This is a genomic window from Tardiphaga sp. P4_G1, from assembly GCF_056401215.1.
In genome coordinates, this window is the sequence record NZ_JBFUJU010000009.1 from 87610 (window position 1) to 103037 (window position 15428).

At 61.6% G+C, this 15428-nt stretch carries 19 protein-coding genes; 15 read left to right on the top strand and 4 right to left on the bottom strand.

Annotated elements, in window-relative coordinates; translation table 11 throughout:
• Positions 1 to 63 precede the first annotated feature (63 nt).
• From AC1DUY_RS21890 to AC1DUY_RS21920, 7 genes are all read left to right on the top strand, one after another.
• The gene (locus AC1DUY_RS21890; RefSeq protein WP_478117026.1) at positions 64 to 1524 is read left to right on the top strand and encodes a 4-hydroxyphenylacetate 3-hydroxylase family protein; all 1461 of its coding nucleotides are present in this window, start codon (positions 64 to 66) and stop codon (positions 1522 to 1524) included.
• On the top strand, positions 1521 to 2024 hold the full coding sequence (locus tag AC1DUY_RS21895) for a flavin reductase family protein (RefSeq protein WP_478117028.1): 504 nt from the start codon (positions 1521 to 1523) through the stop codon (positions 2022 to 2024). The genes AC1DUY_RS21890 and AC1DUY_RS21895 overlap by 4 nt, the downstream gene beginning before the upstream one ends.
• An 11-nt stretch (positions 2025 to 2035) precedes the next feature.
• Positions 2036 to 2446, top strand: coding sequence for a RidA family protein (locus AC1DUY_RS21900; protein ID WP_089264770.1), 411 nt, complete (start codon positions 2036 to 2038; stop codon positions 2444 to 2446).
• 175 nt (positions 2447 to 2621) lie between these two features.
• The gene (locus tag AC1DUY_RS21905) at positions 2622 to 3659 is read left to right on the top strand and encodes an ABC transporter substrate-binding protein (RefSeq protein WP_478117030.1); all 1038 of its coding nucleotides are present in this window, start codon (positions 2622 to 2624) and stop codon (positions 3657 to 3659) included.
• A gap of 78 nt (positions 3660 to 3737) precedes the next feature.
• Positions 3738 to 4592, top strand: coding sequence for an ABC transporter permease (locus AC1DUY_RS21910; RefSeq protein WP_093762116.1), 855 nt, complete (start codon positions 3738 to 3740; stop codon positions 4590 to 4592).
• Positions 4589 to 5404, top strand: coding sequence for an ABC transporter permease (locus tag AC1DUY_RS21915; protein WP_478117033.1), 816 nt, complete (start codon positions 4589 to 4591; stop codon positions 5402 to 5404). Before AC1DUY_RS21910 ends, AC1DUY_RS21915 begins: the two co-directional genes overlap by 4 nt.
• Positions 5388 to 6536: an ABC transporter ATP-binding protein gene (locus tag AC1DUY_RS21920; protein ID WP_478117035.1), complete on the top strand. Its 1149-nt coding sequence runs from the start codon at positions 5388 to 5390 to the stop codon at positions 6534 to 6536. The genes AC1DUY_RS21915 and AC1DUY_RS21920 overlap by 17 nt, the downstream gene beginning before the upstream one ends.
• An 11-nt stretch (positions 6537 to 6547) precedes the next feature.
• Here the strand turns inward: AC1DUY_RS21920 and AC1DUY_RS21925 are convergent, their stop codons facing one another.
• The gene (locus tag AC1DUY_RS21925; protein ID WP_478117037.1) at positions 6548 to 7201 is read right to left on the bottom strand and encodes a DUF1028 domain-containing protein; all 654 of its coding nucleotides are present in this window, start codon (positions 7199 to 7201) and stop codon (positions 6548 to 6550) included.
• A 39-nt stretch (positions 7202 to 7240) separates the two neighbouring features.
• Between AC1DUY_RS21925 and argE the strand changes: the two genes are divergently transcribed.
• The 4 genes from argE to AC1DUY_RS21945 are packed head-to-tail and all read left to right on the top strand — an operon-like array spanning position 7241 to position 10517.
• Entirely contained in the window at positions 7241 to 8419 is a 1179-nt protein-coding gene (gene argE, locus AC1DUY_RS21930) for an acetylornithine deacetylase (RefSeq protein WP_478117038.1), read from the top strand.
• Positions 8416 to 9426 (top strand): NAD(P)H-quinone oxidoreductase, encoded by a 1011-nt coding sequence (locus AC1DUY_RS21935; RefSeq protein WP_478117040.1) that lies wholly within the window; start codon positions 8416 to 8418, stop codon positions 9424 to 9426. The genes argE and AC1DUY_RS21935 overlap by 4 nt, the downstream gene beginning before the upstream one ends.
• A 48-nt stretch (positions 9427 to 9474) precedes the next feature.
• A complete protein-coding gene (locus AC1DUY_RS21940) occupies positions 9475 to 9900 on the top strand; it encodes a GlcG/HbpS family heme-binding protein (protein ID WP_439072230.1) in 426 nt (141 codons plus the stop codon).
• A gap of 8 nt (positions 9901 to 9908) precedes the next feature.
• Positions 9909 to 10517: a glutathione S-transferase gene (locus tag AC1DUY_RS21945; RefSeq protein ID WP_309946245.1), complete on the top strand. Its 609-nt coding sequence runs from the start codon at positions 9909 to 9911 to the stop codon at positions 10515 to 10517.
• Positions 10518 to 10525: 8 nt separating this feature from the next.
• Here AC1DUY_RS21945 and AC1DUY_RS21950 read toward each other — a convergent pair whose 3' ends face one another.
• On the bottom strand, positions 10526 to 10945 hold the full coding sequence (locus AC1DUY_RS21950) for a hypothetical protein (protein WP_478117274.1): 420 nt from the start codon (positions 10943 to 10945) through the stop codon (positions 10526 to 10528).
• On the bottom strand, positions 10872 to 12017 hold the full coding sequence (locus AC1DUY_RS21955) for a GGDEF domain-containing protein (RefSeq protein WP_478117043.1): 1146 nt from the start codon (positions 12015 to 12017) through the stop codon (positions 10872 to 10874). The genes AC1DUY_RS21950 and AC1DUY_RS21955 overlap by 74 nt, the downstream gene beginning before the upstream one ends.
• 220 nt (positions 12018 to 12237) lie before the next feature.
• On the opposite strand from AC1DUY_RS21955, the gene AC1DUY_RS21960 reads away from it, so the two are divergent.
• Entirely contained in the window at positions 12238 to 12486 is a 249-nt protein-coding gene (locus AC1DUY_RS21960; RefSeq protein WP_089264761.1) for a hypothetical protein, read from the top strand.
• 117 nt (positions 12487 to 12603) lie between these two features.
• Positions 12604 to 12927 carry a hypothetical protein gene (locus AC1DUY_RS21965; RefSeq protein ID WP_477720933.1) on the top strand — a complete coding sequence of 108 codons (324 nt, stop codon included), beginning with the start codon at positions 12604 to 12606 and terminating at the stop codon, positions 12925 to 12927.
• A 9-nt stretch (positions 12928 to 12936) separates the two neighbouring features.
• On the opposite strand, the gene AC1DUY_RS21970 is transcribed toward AC1DUY_RS21965, so the two are convergent.
• Positions 12937 to 13350, bottom strand: a complete 414-nt coding sequence (locus AC1DUY_RS21970) for a hypothetical protein (protein ID WP_478117046.1) — start codon at positions 13348 to 13350, stop codon at positions 12937 to 12939.
• A 210-nt stretch (positions 13351 to 13560) separates the two neighbouring features.
• Here AC1DUY_RS21970 and AC1DUY_RS21975 point away from each other — a divergent pair, with 210 nt between their 5' ends.
• Positions 13561 to 14568, top strand: coding sequence for an ABC transporter substrate-binding protein (locus AC1DUY_RS21975; protein WP_231080252.1), 1008 nt, complete (start codon positions 13561 to 13563; stop codon positions 14566 to 14568).
• A 42-nt stretch (positions 14569 to 14610) separates the two neighbouring features.
• Positions 14611 to 15426, top strand: coding sequence for an ABC transporter permease (locus tag AC1DUY_RS21980; RefSeq protein WP_089264758.1), 816 nt, complete (start codon positions 14611 to 14613; stop codon positions 15424 to 15426).
• Positions 15427 to 15428 lie beyond the last annotated feature (2 nt).

Genomic DNA, 15428 nt, shown 5'->3' on the forward strand with positions numbered 1-15428 from the left:
AAAAATATTTTCCTTATGATAGGCCCTTCGGCACCCTGTCGTCCAGTCGAACAGGAGCGATCAATGATCCGCACGGGTGAAGAATACAAACAGGGCATTCGCGATGGCCGCGAGGTCTGGATCGATGGCGAGCGCGTCAAGGACGTAACCACGCACCCGGCGCTGAAGCCGATCATCGACGTCAAGGCCCGCATGTATGACATGGCGCGTGAAGAGCGTTACGCCGCCGACCTCACTTACGTTGAAGTCAACGAGACACATTCGGTCTTCTACAAGCCGCCGACGGAACAGAAGGACTGGCACGACAAGATCAAGGCCGTCGATCACGTGATGAAGGACATCGGCGGCGTGGTCACCCGCGTCGGCGACGAGACCATCGGCGAGATGTGGTCGCTCACCGACGGGCGCGACGTGCTGGCCGAGATCGACCCGCGCTTCGCCGCCAATATCGATCATCACATCCGTGCCGTGATCGAGAAGGACATCTTCCACGTCTCGGCCAACACCGATCCGAAGGGCGACCGTTCGCTGCCGCCGCAGCAGCAGGATCCGGATCTCATGGTTCACGTCACGCGTGAGACCGATGCCGGCATCATCATCCGCGGAGCGAAATACGAGACCGCTGCGGCCTATGCCGATCAGGCCTATCTGAAGCCGACTGTCGGCGCTTGGGCCAATGAGAAGCTGTCCGACTATGCGGTGGGCTGCATCGTCAAGATGGGTGCGCCGGGCGTAAAACATATCTGCCGCGGCGGCTTCGCCAATCGCAGCAGCGCCAATGCCAAGGACTATCCGCTTGCAAATCGCTTCGATGAGGTCGAGGCGCTGGTGGTGTTCGACGACGTGCTGATCCCGTGGGAAGACGTGTTCTTCTATCGCCATACCCGCGCTGCGCAGTTCGTCCGTTCGACGCTGCATCGTTACTCGGCATTCCCTTATGTGCTGCGTCTGCTCTACACCGCCGACATGATGATCGGTGCGGCGATGTGGAACGCCAAGCAGACCGGTCTCGACAAGCTGCAGTCGGTGCGCGAGAAGCTGGCCGATCTCGTTTGCTACCGCGAAGGCATCAATGCGCATCTCACCGCCTCGATCGCCATGGCGGAGAAGAGCCCGGGCGGCCTTCTGATGCCGCAGCAGTCGATGCTCTATGCCGGTCGCGTATTCGCCTGTTCGCAGCTCCCGGCGATGATGCACATCGCCCGCGAGCTGTGCGGCGGCCAGATCTGCATCACCCCGAATGCCGATGCATTCGAGGCTGAGGGATCAGGCAAGTGGCTCAACAAGTTCTATTCGCTGAACGATCAGTGGCAGGCTGATGATCGCCGCAAGCTGCTCGCCTTTGCGCGCGATCTCTTGAACTCCGACTATGCCGGTCATCGCCTGACCTTCGTGCAGTTCGCGCAGGCGCCACACTTCAATCATCTGGCGGCTGTCTATAACAGCTTCGACTTCGCGGGGCCGCTGGACTTCGTGAAGAAGTCGGCCGGGTTGTCGGACCGTATCGACGGGGTAAAGTCATGAGCGCTACGGCGCATCCCCTGGTCGAGGTCGATGTCTTCCGCGACGCCATGCGGATGACGGCCTCGGGCGTGGCGGTGGTGACAACGGATGGCGAAGCGGGCCGCGCGGGCGTTACGGTGTCGTCACTGTGTTCACTGTCAATGGAGCCGCCATCGGTTGTATTCAGCGTTCACCGCGACAATCGCCATCTCGAAAAGCTGCTGGCCAATGGCGTGTTCGTCGCCAACATTCTGTCTGATACGCAGGAGCGTGTTGCCAACAGCTTCGCCGGGTTGATCCCTGAACTGCGCGACAACCGTTTTCTTGCCGGTGACTGGTCGGAACTGCTGACCGGCGCGCCTGCGCTCGATGGCGCGTTGTGCAATTTCGATTGCCGCGTCGCCAGCGTGTTCGATTTCGGCTCGCATCGCATCGTCGCGGGCGAGGTGCTGAACGTTCGCAACCAAGCTGCGCTGCCCCTGATCTTTTCCGATCGCACATTCCGTCGTCTCGCCGCCTGAGGATTTGCTCTATGACCACCCATCAGCGTTTTCGCAAGTTCAACACCAAGGAAGCCTATCCCGAGCAGTCGCTCGACAACGATGTCTGCATGGTCGTGCGCGCCAACAACACCGTTTATGTGCGCGGCCAGACGGCCATGGATCTCGACGGCAAGATCGTCGGTATCGGCGATGCCGCTGCGCAGACCGAGAATGCCATGACATGCGCCAAGGTGCTGCTTGAAGAGGCAGGCTCCAAGCTCGAGGACGTGGTGAAGATCGTCATCTACATCACCGATCGCGCCTATCGCGAGCCGGTCTATCGCGTCGTCGGCAAATGGCTGAAGGGCGTCTATCCGGTTTCGACGGGGATTATCGTTCAGGGCCTCGCCAAGCCTGAATACCTGATGGAAATCGACATCATCGCGGAAATTCCGGCGTAACGACGCGTTTTTCGCCGGCACTACAGAGATCAATCGGACGTTTGCGGCTTCATCTTTCGCATGATCGATGAGTGCGGTTGCACGCGGCTGTTCGGCGGAAATTCCTGAGATTTATCAATCGTCTGGCACGATGCTTGCTTTTCTTTCTGGGTCATAATCCTTGTGAGGTTTCGAGATGAAGCGCGCCTTGAAGTTTACTGCATTGATGTTGCTGTCGACGCTCGCGATTGGCGGGCAGGCATCCGCTCAGGAGAAGCTGGTGGTCAGCACCTGGGGTGGAAGTTTCCGCGATCTGATCGATGAAGCGATCGCCAAGAAATTCACCGCCGACACCGGCGTGAAGGTCGAATACATCACCGGCGGCACGATCGACCGTCTCAATCAGGCCAAGCTCGCTGCTGCCAAGCCCGAGAGCGACGTCACCTTCACGACGGCCCATGTTGGCTGGCTCTATGCCAACGACAATCTGTTCGAGAAGCTCGACATGGCGAAGATCCCGAATGCCAGTCATCTCGTCGAGCAGGCCAAGATCAGTCCGTATCACATCGGCGCCTGGGCCTATGTCTACACCATCGGCTATCTGCCCGATCAGTTGCCGAAGGGCGTGAGCTTCGAGAGCTGGGAAGGTCTGTGGAATCCAGCGCTCAAGGGCATGATCTCGTCGCCCGATTTCGATCCGAGCCATGTGATGGTCGTTGCGGCCAAGCTCTCTGGCGGCGACGCATCGAATTGGGAAGTCGGCGAAGCCAAGATGAAAGCGCTGAAGCCGAACTACAAGGCGTTCTATACCAACGATGCCAACAGTCAGCAGCTGTTTGCGACTGGTGAGACGCCGGTGCAGGTCGTGCTGTCGATGAACGCCTATTACATGCAGGCCCAGGGCGTTCCGATTAAGCTGGCGATTCCGAAGGAAGGCGCCGTGCTCGGCGTCGATACGATGGGCATCACCAAGGGCTCGACCAAGGCGGAGCTGGCCTACAAGTTCATCAACACCGCGCTCGACCCCGACGTGCAGGCGAAGATCGCCGAACTGAAGAAGGGCAGCCCGGTGGTGGACAACGCCAAGGTCAAGCCCGAGATCGCAGCACTGCCGGGCGTGTTCACGACCGCGGATCAGTGGGCGAAGCAGACGCTGGTGATCGACGCCAAGCTGCGTGCCGAGAAGACCGGTACCTGGCGCAAGTGGTTCACCGAAAACATCATGGCTCCGTAAACGAGCCCCGGTCGCGATCCGGCTGCTACCGCCGGATCGCGGTCCATGACGTCACGTTCGCCCACTTCGAGTTTGTCCATGAACACACGTCCATTTCTGGGATGGTTTGTCTCGCCGGCCGGCCTCGTTGCTGTGGGGCTGATCGCGGCGATGCTGGCTGTGTTTCAGTACAGCGTGCGGGCCTATATTCCAGGCACGCTCGAAGTCGGTGGCTTCACCTGGGCCAATTTCGAAGCCATGCTGCGGCCGCTTTACGCACTGGCATTCTGGAATACGGTGCTGATCTGTTTCGAGACGGCGGTGTTCACGCTGCTTCTTGCCTATCCGCTAGCGTATGCGTTGACGCGCACCAACAGCTCCGCGCTGCGCTCCTTCATCCTGATCGTGTCGGTCACGCCGCTGTTTCTCGGCGAGGTGGTGCGGACCTATTCCTGGATGATCGTGCTCGGCAATAACGGCTTCCTGAACACGCTGCTGCTCAAGCTCGGCCTGGTGGATCGCCCGTTGCGCATGATGTTTACCTCGGGCGGCGTGATTGCGGCCTTGGTGCATGTGACCATGCCGATCATGGTCATCATGCTGGCCGCGGCGCTGTCGCATATCGATCGCAATTACGAGAAGGCGGCCGAAAGTCTCGGCGCGGGTCCGATCCGTATCTTCATGACCATCACGCTGCCGCTGTCGATGCCCGGCATCGTTGCCGGCTTCTCGACCGCCTTTGCCTGGACCTTCAGCGCGTTTGCGACGCCGCAGCTGATCGGCGGCGGCCGCGTCGCCACCGTGTCGACGCTGATCTATCAGCTTGGCTTCTCGTCGTTCAACTTTCCCTTTGCCGCCAGCCTCTCCATCATCGGCCTCGCATTGTCGTTGGCTGTGATCGCGCTGCTGAAGAAAGCCGCGAGCCCGCTCGAACGTATGGCGGGCACCACATGAAGCGCTCACCTGCAACCCTCGCGCTGCGCTGGTCGGGCCGCGTCCTCGTCGCCGCCATTCTCCTATTCGTGCTGTTGCCCGGCGTTGTCGTAGCGATCTCGGCATTCAACGATCGTGCGATCCTGCAATTTCCGCCACAGTCATGGTCGCTACGCTGGTTCTATCGTGCGTTTTCCTATGCCGATTTCGCGAAGGGGTTCTGGAATGGCCTGACGGTGACGGTCTGGGCATCCAGCATCGCGGTGGTCGTGGGATCGGCCTTTGCCTTTGCCATTCATCGCTACAAATTCGCGCTCAGGGATTTTCTCGAAGGCATTCTGCTGTCGCCGCTGATCATCCCGCATTACACCGTCGGTCTTGGTATTCTCATCCTCGCCTCGCAGACGGGGATCGGCCGCGGCTTTCCGCTCGTCATCTTCGCCCATGTGGTGATGGTGCTGCCTTTCGTGATGCGCAGCACTTACATCTCGCTGGAAAATCTTGATACGCGCCTGGAGCTGGCGGCGTCCAGTCTCGGTGCCACGCCGCTGCGGATCCTGTTCACGGTGACGACCCCCCTGTTGATTCCGGGCTTGCTCAGCGGCTGGCTGTTCGCGGCGATCCTGTCCTTCAACGAATTCACGGCTACTTTGTTCGTCAGCAGCCAGGCCACGCAGACGCTACCGGTCGCCATGTATAATTATGTCCGCGAATTCGCGGACCCTACGCTGGCCGCGCTGTCGGTCATCTACATCGTCGTGACCGCAACCTTGCTCACGATCGCCAATTCCTTCCTGGGCCTCGGGAAAATCCTGAATGTTGATGCGCACTGATCCAATGACGGCACACACGCCAGCCGCGGCGAGCGACAAGATTCGTCCGGCGGTGCAGCTCGACGGCGTCACCAAGCGCTTCGGCGATTCCATGGCGCTGCATGAGGCCTGGCTGAAGATCCGGCCGAGCGAGTTCATGACTCTGCTGGGCCCATCCGGCTGCGGAAAGACGACGCTGCTCAATCTGGTTGCCGGCTTCCTCGAAGCCGATAATGGCGAGATCTTCATCGACGGCGATCTGGTCACGGAGACGCCCGCGCATATGCGTGAGATCGGCATCGTGTTCCAGAACTATGCGCTGTTCCCGCATATGAGCGTCGCCAAGAACGTGGCTTACGGATTGAAGACCCGTGGCGTCGAAAAGAAGGAGATCGCGCGCCGCGTCGACGAGGCGCTGGCGCTGGTCAAGCTCACAGGTTTTGCCGATCGCAAGCCCAAGCAATTGTCCGGCGGCCAGCAGCAGCGCGTCGCGCTTGCGCGGGCCCTGGTGATCAAGCCGAAGGTGCTGTTGCTCGACGAGCCGTTCTCGGCGCTCGACAAGAATCTGCGCGGCTCGATGCAGGTCGAGCTCAAGCAGATCCAGCGCGAGCTCGGCGTCACCACGATCTTCGTGACGCATGATCAGGGCGAGGCGCTGTCGATGTCGGATCGTATCGCGGTGATGTCGGCCGGGCGCATCCGCCAGATCGCGGCACCCGACGATATCTATCGCCGTCCGGCCGATCGCTTCGTCGCGTCCTTTGTCGGCGATGCCAATATCCTCAACGGGCGCCTTGTCGAGAAGCGCGGCGATGTCGCGGTCGTTTCGGTCGGCGACATCAGCGCCGACGTTCCTGCGGCGCCGATTGCCGCGCTTTCGATCGGCGATGCCGTGGATGTCTTCGTGCGGCCGGAGCATCTCGCCGTCACGGCGCGCGGCGCTTCGGGATCGCTGCCCGGCACCGTGACGACGCAAGTGTTTCAAGGCGGTCATGTCGATCTCTATATCGACGCGCCCGGCAGTGCGCGCGAGCGCATCCTGCTGCGTTCGCCGGGCATTGCGGCGCTGTCGTCCTGTCCGGTCGGAGCCGAGATCGGATTGACCATCGGCTCCGACGATATCGTGGCGTTTCCGCCGGGTGAGGCGGCGTGAGGCGGTCGCGTCTAGAACGACGGCGCAGCGCCCGGATTCATCGCGCGCGCGACATAGTCCTTCTGCTGCGGCCGGTAGCGCTCCCACAGCGCGCGGAGTTCACCGATCGGAGCGTCGTGCCAGTCGACACGCAGGTCGACCACCGGCCAGTCAAACATGTGGGCGACATGCAGGCCCGCCGCATGTTCGTCGTCGGTCTCGCCGCCGGCGTCGAGACCGGCTTCCAGCGCCGACAGCAATCGCTCCGCCAGCGGCTGTCCGGCCGTAGCTTCGAACTTTGCGATCATCACGCTCGGGACTTTTTCATCGACCAGCAGATTGCCCATCGCGAGACAACCATTGCCCTGCGCAATGCCAACGATCGGCAGCGCCTGCGCGCCGGAATGCCACGCCACCTGGCCGTAGCGATCGATCACGCCGACTTGTCGCCATGCGGGCTGCGGCGTGCCTTGCGTCAGATTGCTCAGCACCGCACCGGCGCCAAGGCCCTGACGCAGCAGTGCGAGGCCAGTCGGGCCAAGCGACGGATCAGTGACATTCTGCGACACCACGAGGCCGAGCGGTCCCACCCAGGCGCAGCGCGCCGGCACGGCAATGCTGGACGACGTAATGGCAATGCCGAACGCGCCGGTCTCCGGACAACGTGCCGAGATGGAATAGGTCATCGTGATGCTCCCGCAATCGTAAAAGTATTTGGAGTATAGATGATCGATCGAATAGCTCAAATACTTTGCGAGATGGTCAGTATTGAAAGTATAAGTGCGAATTCCAATCTCGATATCATCGAGTATATCGAGCGGATACTAGCGTCGGCGGGCGTGTCTTCGCGCCGCGTGCCGTCGCCTGATGGCCGCAAGGCCTCGCTGCTCGCGACTATCGGTCCCGTGGATCGTCCTGGCGTGGTCCTGTCAGCGCATACGGACGTGGTGCCGGTGGAGGGGCAGGCCTGGACCGTGCCGCCATTCGCCGGCGTGATCCGCGATGAGCGCGTCTATGGCCGCGGTGCGACCGACATGAAGGGCTTTCTTGCTGTCGTTCTCGCGGCCGTGCCGCGCTTCAAGGAGGCCACAACTGCTGCGCCCCTGCATCTGGCATTTTCCTATGACGAGGAAGTCGGATGTCGCGGCGCCCCCGATCTCGTGTGTGCGCTCATGCAGTCCGTCGTGCCACCGGTGCTCGCCATCGTGGGTGAGCCCACCACGATGCGCGTCGTTCGCGCGCACAAGGGCAAGGTCGCGCGTCGCCTGACGGTCACCGGTCGCACCGGTCATTCGGCGATGCCGCATCGTGCGGCCAATGCGGTCGATGCGGGCGTTGCGATCGCGCATGCGCTGCGTGGCTTCGCTGATGAGGAAGTCGCGCGCGGCGGCGATGCGGCATTCGATCCGCCATACACGACCATTCACGTTGGCTCGCTGCATGGCGGCAGCATGGTCAATCTGGTGCCGGAACGGGCCGTGCTGGAATACGAGATCCGCACCATGCCAGGCCGTGACGCGGGCGAGATTCTTGCGCGGGTCGATGAGGTGGTCGCGCGCGAGCGTGATCGGCTGCGCGCCAGTGCGCCGGAGGCTGACATCGTCTCCGAGGAACTGTCGGCCTATCCCGGGCTCGATACTGCTGCCGATGCCTCCATGACGCGTCTGGTCGCAGAAATGGCAGGCGATACGCAACCCGCAACCACAGTCGCCTTCGGCACTGAGGCCGGCCTCTACGCAGAGGCGGGGATCCCGACGCTGGTCTGCGGACCCGGCGATATGGCGCGCGGGCACAAAGCCGACGAGTGGATCGGCTTCGACGAACTCGCAGCCGCAAACGTGATGATGGACAGGCTGGCGGATTTGCTGCGTCGGCCGAGTGAAGAGTGGATACGCGTATCATGAAGAACGAAGTGTCGACGATCATGTCGACCATGCAGGCGATCATCGCGACGCAAGCAGGCGGTCCTGACGTTCTAACCCAAGTCGAACGACCAGTGCCGGTGCCCGGTCCTGGCGAAGTGTTGATCGAGGTCGCAGCAGCCGGCGTCAATCGCCCTGATCTGATGCAGCGGAGCGGTGCCGTGCCGCTGCCGCCGGGTGTCACTGACGTGCTCGGGCTCGAAGTCGCCGGCCGCGTGATCGGTGGCGATGCGGCCTTACAGGGGCAGACGGTGATGGCGCTCGTGAAGGGCGGCGGCTACGCGCGCTATTGCATCGCCAAAGCATCTCACTGTCTCGTGGTGCCCGAGGGGCTGACGATGGAGCAGGCGGCGGCATTGCCCGAAGCGCTGTTCACCGTCTGGCACAATCTGTTCGAACGCGGCCGGTTGTCGAAGGGCGAGACCGTGTTGGTGCATGGCGGTGCCAGTGGCGTCGGCACCATCGCGATCCGCATGGCCATCGCTCGCGGTGCGACGGCGATCGCGACCGTGGGCAGCGATGCCAAGAAGAAGGCGGTGGAAGCGCTCGGCGCCATCGCCATCAACTATCGTACCGACGACTTCGTTGTCGCAGCGCGCAACGCCACCGCGGGGCGCGGCGTCGATGTCGTGCTCGACATCGTCGGTGGCTCCTATGTGGCGCGCAATCTCGATGCGCTGGCATCCGGCGGACGGCACGTCAGCCTGTCCTTCATGGAAGGCGGCGTGGTGCCGATCGATCTCGGACTGGTGATGCGGAAGGGATTGTATCTGACGTCGTCGACGCTGCGGCCGAAGTCCGATGAGGAGAAGACCGCAATCGCTGCCGCGCTCCGCGCCGAGGTGCTGCCGCTGGTCGCATCCGGCGTAGTGAGGCCGCTGATCTGGCGCCAGTTGCCTCTCGGAGATGCAGCGCAAGCTCACCGCATTCTGGAAGCCAATGAAAACATCGGCAAAGTGCTGCTGCTGCCGGCCGCCGCCGCCGCATGAGCTGCTATATCGAGCACAAAGGCCGCATATCGATACAGGAGCAGTCCCATGGCGACGACTAAACCCTCTCTCAAGCTGACACATGAAGGCGCGCTCAAAGCGCTGGCGGGTGCCGTCGCCAAGGCAGAAGAGTTGGGCGTGGCGCAGAACATCACGATCGTCGACGACGGCGGCAATCTGCTGGCTTTCGTCCGCATGGACGGCGCCAAATTGCTGTCGCGGGAAACATCGATGTCCAAGGCCATCACGGCCGCGTCGCATCGGCAGCCGACATCACGACTCAATCCCGCCGACGAGATCAAGCTGGCTATCGCAGGCGGCGGCCGCCTGACCAATCTCGAAGGCGGATTGCCGATCGTGATTGCCGGCCAATGTATCGGGGCGGTCGGCGTCGGGTCGGGCACCGGCGCGCAGGATGTCGAAGTCGCGCGTGCCGCGCTGGCGGCCATCGACGCGGAGGATCAGAAGCCATGATTGACAAGATCGAACTGTTCTACGCGCCGACATCGCCTTATGTGCGCAAGGTGATGGCCTGCGCCATCGAACTGGGGTTGGCCGATCGCATCGTGCGGCTGCCGAGTGCGGCGCATCCGCTCAAGCGGGACGCGCGGATCGCAAGTTTCAACCCGCTGGCCAAGGTGCCCGCGGCGAAGCTGGCGGATGGCACGCTGCTGTTCGACAGCCGGGTGATTTGCGAATATCTCGACGACCTCGGACACGGTTCGCTGTTTCCGCGCGGCGCCGAGCGCTGGCAGGTGCTCACCGAGCAGGCGCTCGGAGATGGCTTGCTCGATGCGGCGCTGCTCACGCGCTATGAAAATACCTGCCGTAGCGACGAGATCAGATCGGCGGAGTGGATCGATGGTCAGATGACCAAGATCGCCGCGGCGCTGGATGAGATGGACAAGACCGTTGCCGTGTTCGGCGCGCGCATCAGCATCGGCAGCCTCACCATCGCCTGCGCGCTCGGCTACCTGGATTTTCGTTTTGCATCATTCGACTGGCGCAGCTCGCGGCCGGCCCTGACCGACTGGTTCGCAACCGTGTCGGAGCGGCCGTCATTGCAAGATACGGTTCCGGTCGAGGGATAATTTTGTCGTCAGCTTTCTGCCTCGACCCAGTTCAGCGTCATTCGCATGGCATGGTTGTGCCGCGCGTCGATCAGCCATTGTTCTTCGCGATAACAGATCGAGCGTAGCAGGCTTTCGATGGCGAAGGAGGCAAAGAACCGCGGCGTGACTTGCTCGACCTCAATAGGACCGAGCGGAAATGCGATAATCGACGCCGCCTTGAGGTGGCTGTCGTTCGGGAGCGGTTCTGAGGCGCGCAGCAGATTGAGCGTCTCTATGGCGATGGTTTTCTGACCGGGCATCGGGGCATTCTGCCGAAAAACCTTACGCTGCCAGCCAGTGCTTAATTTTTCGTGGAACCAGGCGCCGCGCGGCTCAGGCGGCCAGATGAAAATCAGAAATCTGCACGCGATTTCGGCCTGCCGCCTTGGCTTGGTAGAGCGCCGCATCGGCCCGGCTAAGCAAGGCCTGCAGCGTTTCAGGTTCGGTTGACCGGATCGCGATTCCCACGCTGACCGTGGCGTGGATAACACCGGCGGATGTCGGGAAGGTCTTAGCTTCGAGCGTCGATCGAATGCGCTCGGCGACAGCGGCCGCCGCTTTTGGGCTCGACGCGGCTAGGACAATGCAGAATTCCTCGCCGCCCAGACGCGCGGCAACATCTTCGGCGCGAATGTTCGAGAAGATGACTTCGGCAAAGGCGCGCAGCACGCGGTCGCCGGCGGCGTGGCCGAACTGATCGTTGATCGTTTTGAAGTGATCGAGATCCATCACCAGAATTGCAGTGTTGGATGCTGTCTCCGTTACCTTTTCGCCAAACAGCGCGCGCCGATTGAGCAGGCCTGTCAGAGGATCGGTCATGGCATCGGATTTATGCCGGTTCGACGTCCGGATCTGGTTGATCGTCAGTGACAGCGCACCGATTCCGGTCAGACCGACGATCACCATCAGTGAATTGAACTGTTCTGCCCAATTCATCGGTCGATCGGTCAGCACGAATTGCCCGGTACGCAAGAGTTCGGCACCGCAAGCCACGAACGATGCGGCCGTGACGAGATAGAGTAGCGCATTTGCGACCATCAGCAGCGGTGCTTCGGCGCGCGCGTGCCAATATTGCGCAGCCGAGAGCGCAACGAGAAGGCCCGTGCCAAAATTCGCGGCCATCGTGCCGGCGCCGGTGTAACCAAGCGCAAAGCCGATGATCATCGGAACGAGCCCTGCAGTGGTGACGAGGGCGGCGCGGATCCAATGGGCCTGGTTCGAGCAGAATTGCGTGGTGCCCGCATAGATCACCCCGAAGCCGACAAGCAGCAATATGAATGCAGCGAGCTGTAGCCTCGAATCATACTGCTCGAAGCCTGCATAGATGATGACGGCAACGACCGTGGTCGCGAGACCGATCGACCAAGTCAGCAGATAGGTCTCGGATCGCGCGACGAGCCAGGTGGCGAGCAATGTGAGCGCGAGCGCCGCGCTCGAGAGTCCGATCGCTGCGAAGATGGAGGACTGATCTAGCAACATGATGTCCGAACGCGGTGTAATTTATTTGATGCGCAATAAGCAGCACCCACTTACCACCGATCGCGGTCGGGGCCACCCATTTTGTATGGTGAGCAAAGCGTTACCAGGCCTGTGGACGGGATGTCCGGAGATCGTCGTAAGGCCGTTTTTTGCGACGATTTGTGCCGGAACGAGACGCAGCCGTCGGCGTTTTCTTGCAGGGTGTCACAGAGGGTTGAACATGAAAAAGATTCTGGCGACGGCGGCAGCTGCACTGATGATCGCGAGTTTCACGGCGACGGCAGCGTCTGCGAAGAAAGTCCATCGTGGCTACAAGGCGCACCACGGATATTACGGGGCCTATGGCCAGATGCGAGGTCCCGCGATCTTTCGTGGCAATGCGGCGATGAGCGGCAATCACGGCAATTCTGCCTATGGCAGCAACTCGCTCGGCCATATCAAGGGCGGCAATATCGGGGGCGGCAAGTAGCGCGGCATTACATTGGGGAAGGCGAGATCGATCGTTTCAATGCGACCGATCTGGTTAAGGTCTTTCTGATGGGTTGGTGGTAATTGGCTATACCGCAACTTACAGTTCAGGTTTGTCATGCTCCCGGATGGCCGTTATTCGGCGTGGTTTCGTATTCCCGAGAAGGAAGGCATGGGGATTATCACGCTCGCTGATGGTCGATTGTCGGGCGGCGATACGGTGATTGCCTATAGCGGTTCCTATATCCAGAACGGCGATGCTTTCACGGCGACGATTGCGACCCGCCGGCATGCGGACGGCCAGCCAACGATCTTCGGCATCGACGAGGTCGAGATTGATCTGGTCGGGACATCCAAGACCACGACGGCGTCCTGCAGAGGTGTCGTCAAGCAACGCCCCGACGTGCCGTTTCAGGTCGTGCTGGTGCGCATGGAAGGCTAGACCTCCGGTCTATTCGCGCAACTCGTATTGATGTCGCAACAGCTGAACCATGTCCTGGACCCGCTGGCGCCACGCACGCGCGTCAGACACCGCGCCGGCGGCCGGCGTGATGCGCAACATGGCGTTCCATGGGCGCGTGCCATAGACGACCACCTCGAAGCCGGCTGTCGGACAGCCATCGATACCCCTTAGCGCGCGCAGGATCACATCCGCGATTTCCGACCGGTCAAGCGTGCGGGTGCTCTCGACCGCAAGTTGCGGCTCCAGCGATGCCGCTGGATTCTCCTCTGCGACGACCGGATCGAAACCGTCTCTGGTGTCCGCGTCTGGCTCAGGCCTGATCGGTTCGGGATCGCCTGGCCTCCTCATGAGTCGTTCGACCAGACCGAGCAGGCCTCGATCGCGTTCGGGCGTCTCTTTCACATCAACGGTCCAATATCAGCGGCGACACGTGATTTCACATCCTCCGCGGGGTGTTGTCGATGGGCTTCGCGGTCATTGCGGTGCACAAATGCGCTGCGGGTTGGCTTTGTCGCAAAAGTTTCATCCGCGGCCTATAGTGGGGCGTCACGCATTCCCCTCAGACTTCTATGCGCCGGCCTTAAAGCCTGCGTCAGGATGGAGACGATCGCCGTGAAACCGTTCCGCTTGGTATTTGCTCTGTCCGCGCTGGCGCTCGCCGCCCTATCGCAGCCCGCCCGTGCTGCGGATGTCATCTGCTACAACTGTCCGCCGGAATGGGCCGACTGGGCGTCGATGATCAAGGCGGTGAAGACCGACCTCAGCATCGAGATGCCGCATGACAACAAGAATTCCGGCCAGGCGCTGGCTCAGATCCTCGCCGAGAAGGCCAATCCGGTTGGCGACATCGGCTATTTTGGCGTCACTTTCGGTATGAAGGCCAAGGCGCAGGATGCACTCGAACCCTACAAGCCCGCTGGCTGGGATCAGGTCGATGCCGGCCTGAAGGACTCCGAAGGCTACTGGACCACGATCCATTCCGGTACGCTCGGCTTCTTCGTCAACAAGGATGCCCTCGCTGGCAAGCCGGTGCCGAAGTGCTGGAAGGATCTCGCCAAGCCCGACTACAAGGGCATGGTCGGCTATCTCGATCCGACCTCGGCCGCCGTCGGCTATGTCGGCGCTGTTGCGGTCAATCTCGCGCTCGGCGGTTCGGACCAGAATTTCGATCCGGCCATCGCGTTCTTCAAGGAGCTGAAGAAGAACGACGCGATCGTGCCTAAGCAGACATCCTACGCACGGGTTGTATCCGGCGAAATGCCGATCCTGTTGGACTATGATTTCAATGCCTATCGCGCCAAGTATTCCGAGAAGGGCAGTTTCGAATTCGTCATTCCCTGCGAAGGCTCGGTCGTGTTTCCGTATGTGGTCGGTCTCGTGAAGAACGCGCCGCACAAGGACAAGGCCAAGAAGGTCATGGATTATCTGCTGTCCGACAAGGGTCAGGCGATCTGGACCAATGCTTACCTCCGTCCGGCCCGCAAGATTGAACTGCCGGAAGCCGTGAAGGCCAAGTTCCTGCCGGACAGCGAATATGCCCGCGCCAAGAGCGTGGACTGGGGCAAGATGGAGCTGGCGCAGAAAGGCTTCAGCGACCGCTATCTCGCCGAAGTCCGTTGATGCACAATGGTGCCCCGGCGGGGGCAGGGGCACCATAATTTCATGTCGCATCGTAATTTCATCTGGATCTGCCTGCTGCCGCTCGTGGTGGTGACAGCAGCCTTCTTCCTCTTGCCGATGGCGCAATTGCTCGCCGTCGGTGCCGGTGGATCGCGCGGCGTGTCCGCCTATCTCGCGATCATCACCGAGCCGCGCTATCGCGCCACGCTGATCAATACGGTCGTACTCGCTGCGGCGACGACCGTCGCCACGCTGGTGATTGCCACCATCGCCGGCCTCTTTCTGCAGCGTCATCGGTTTCCCGGCCGCGCCGTGCTGATCGCGATGCTGACATTCCCGCTGGCATTTCCCGGGGTCGTGGTCGGCTTCCTGATCATTCTGCTGGCCGGACGTCAGGGTCTGATCGGTGCCATCACCGCCGCGGTGACGGGCGAGAAAGTCGTGTTCGCTTATTCGATTTTCGGTCTGTTTCTCGGCTATCTCTATTTCTCGATCCCGCGCGTGATCCTCACGGTGATGGCCGCGGTGCAGAAGCTCGATATCGGGCTGGAGGAGGCTGCGCGTTCACTCGGTGCGAGCCCGTGGGCGGTCCAGCGCGATGTCGTGCTGCCGGCGCTCGGGCCGGCTTTCGTCGCCTCGGGCGCGATTGCCTTCGCGACGGCGATGGGTGCGTTCGGCACGGCCTTCACGCTTGCGACCAATATCGATGTGCTGCCGATGCTGATCTATACCGAGTTCACATTGGCGGCGAATTTTGCGATCTCGGCGGCGCTGTCGATCGGACTCGGCGTGATCGCCTGGGCAATCCTCGCGCTGGCCCGCTCAATGAGCGGCGGCGCTGTCGCGGCGGCGGGGTAAGC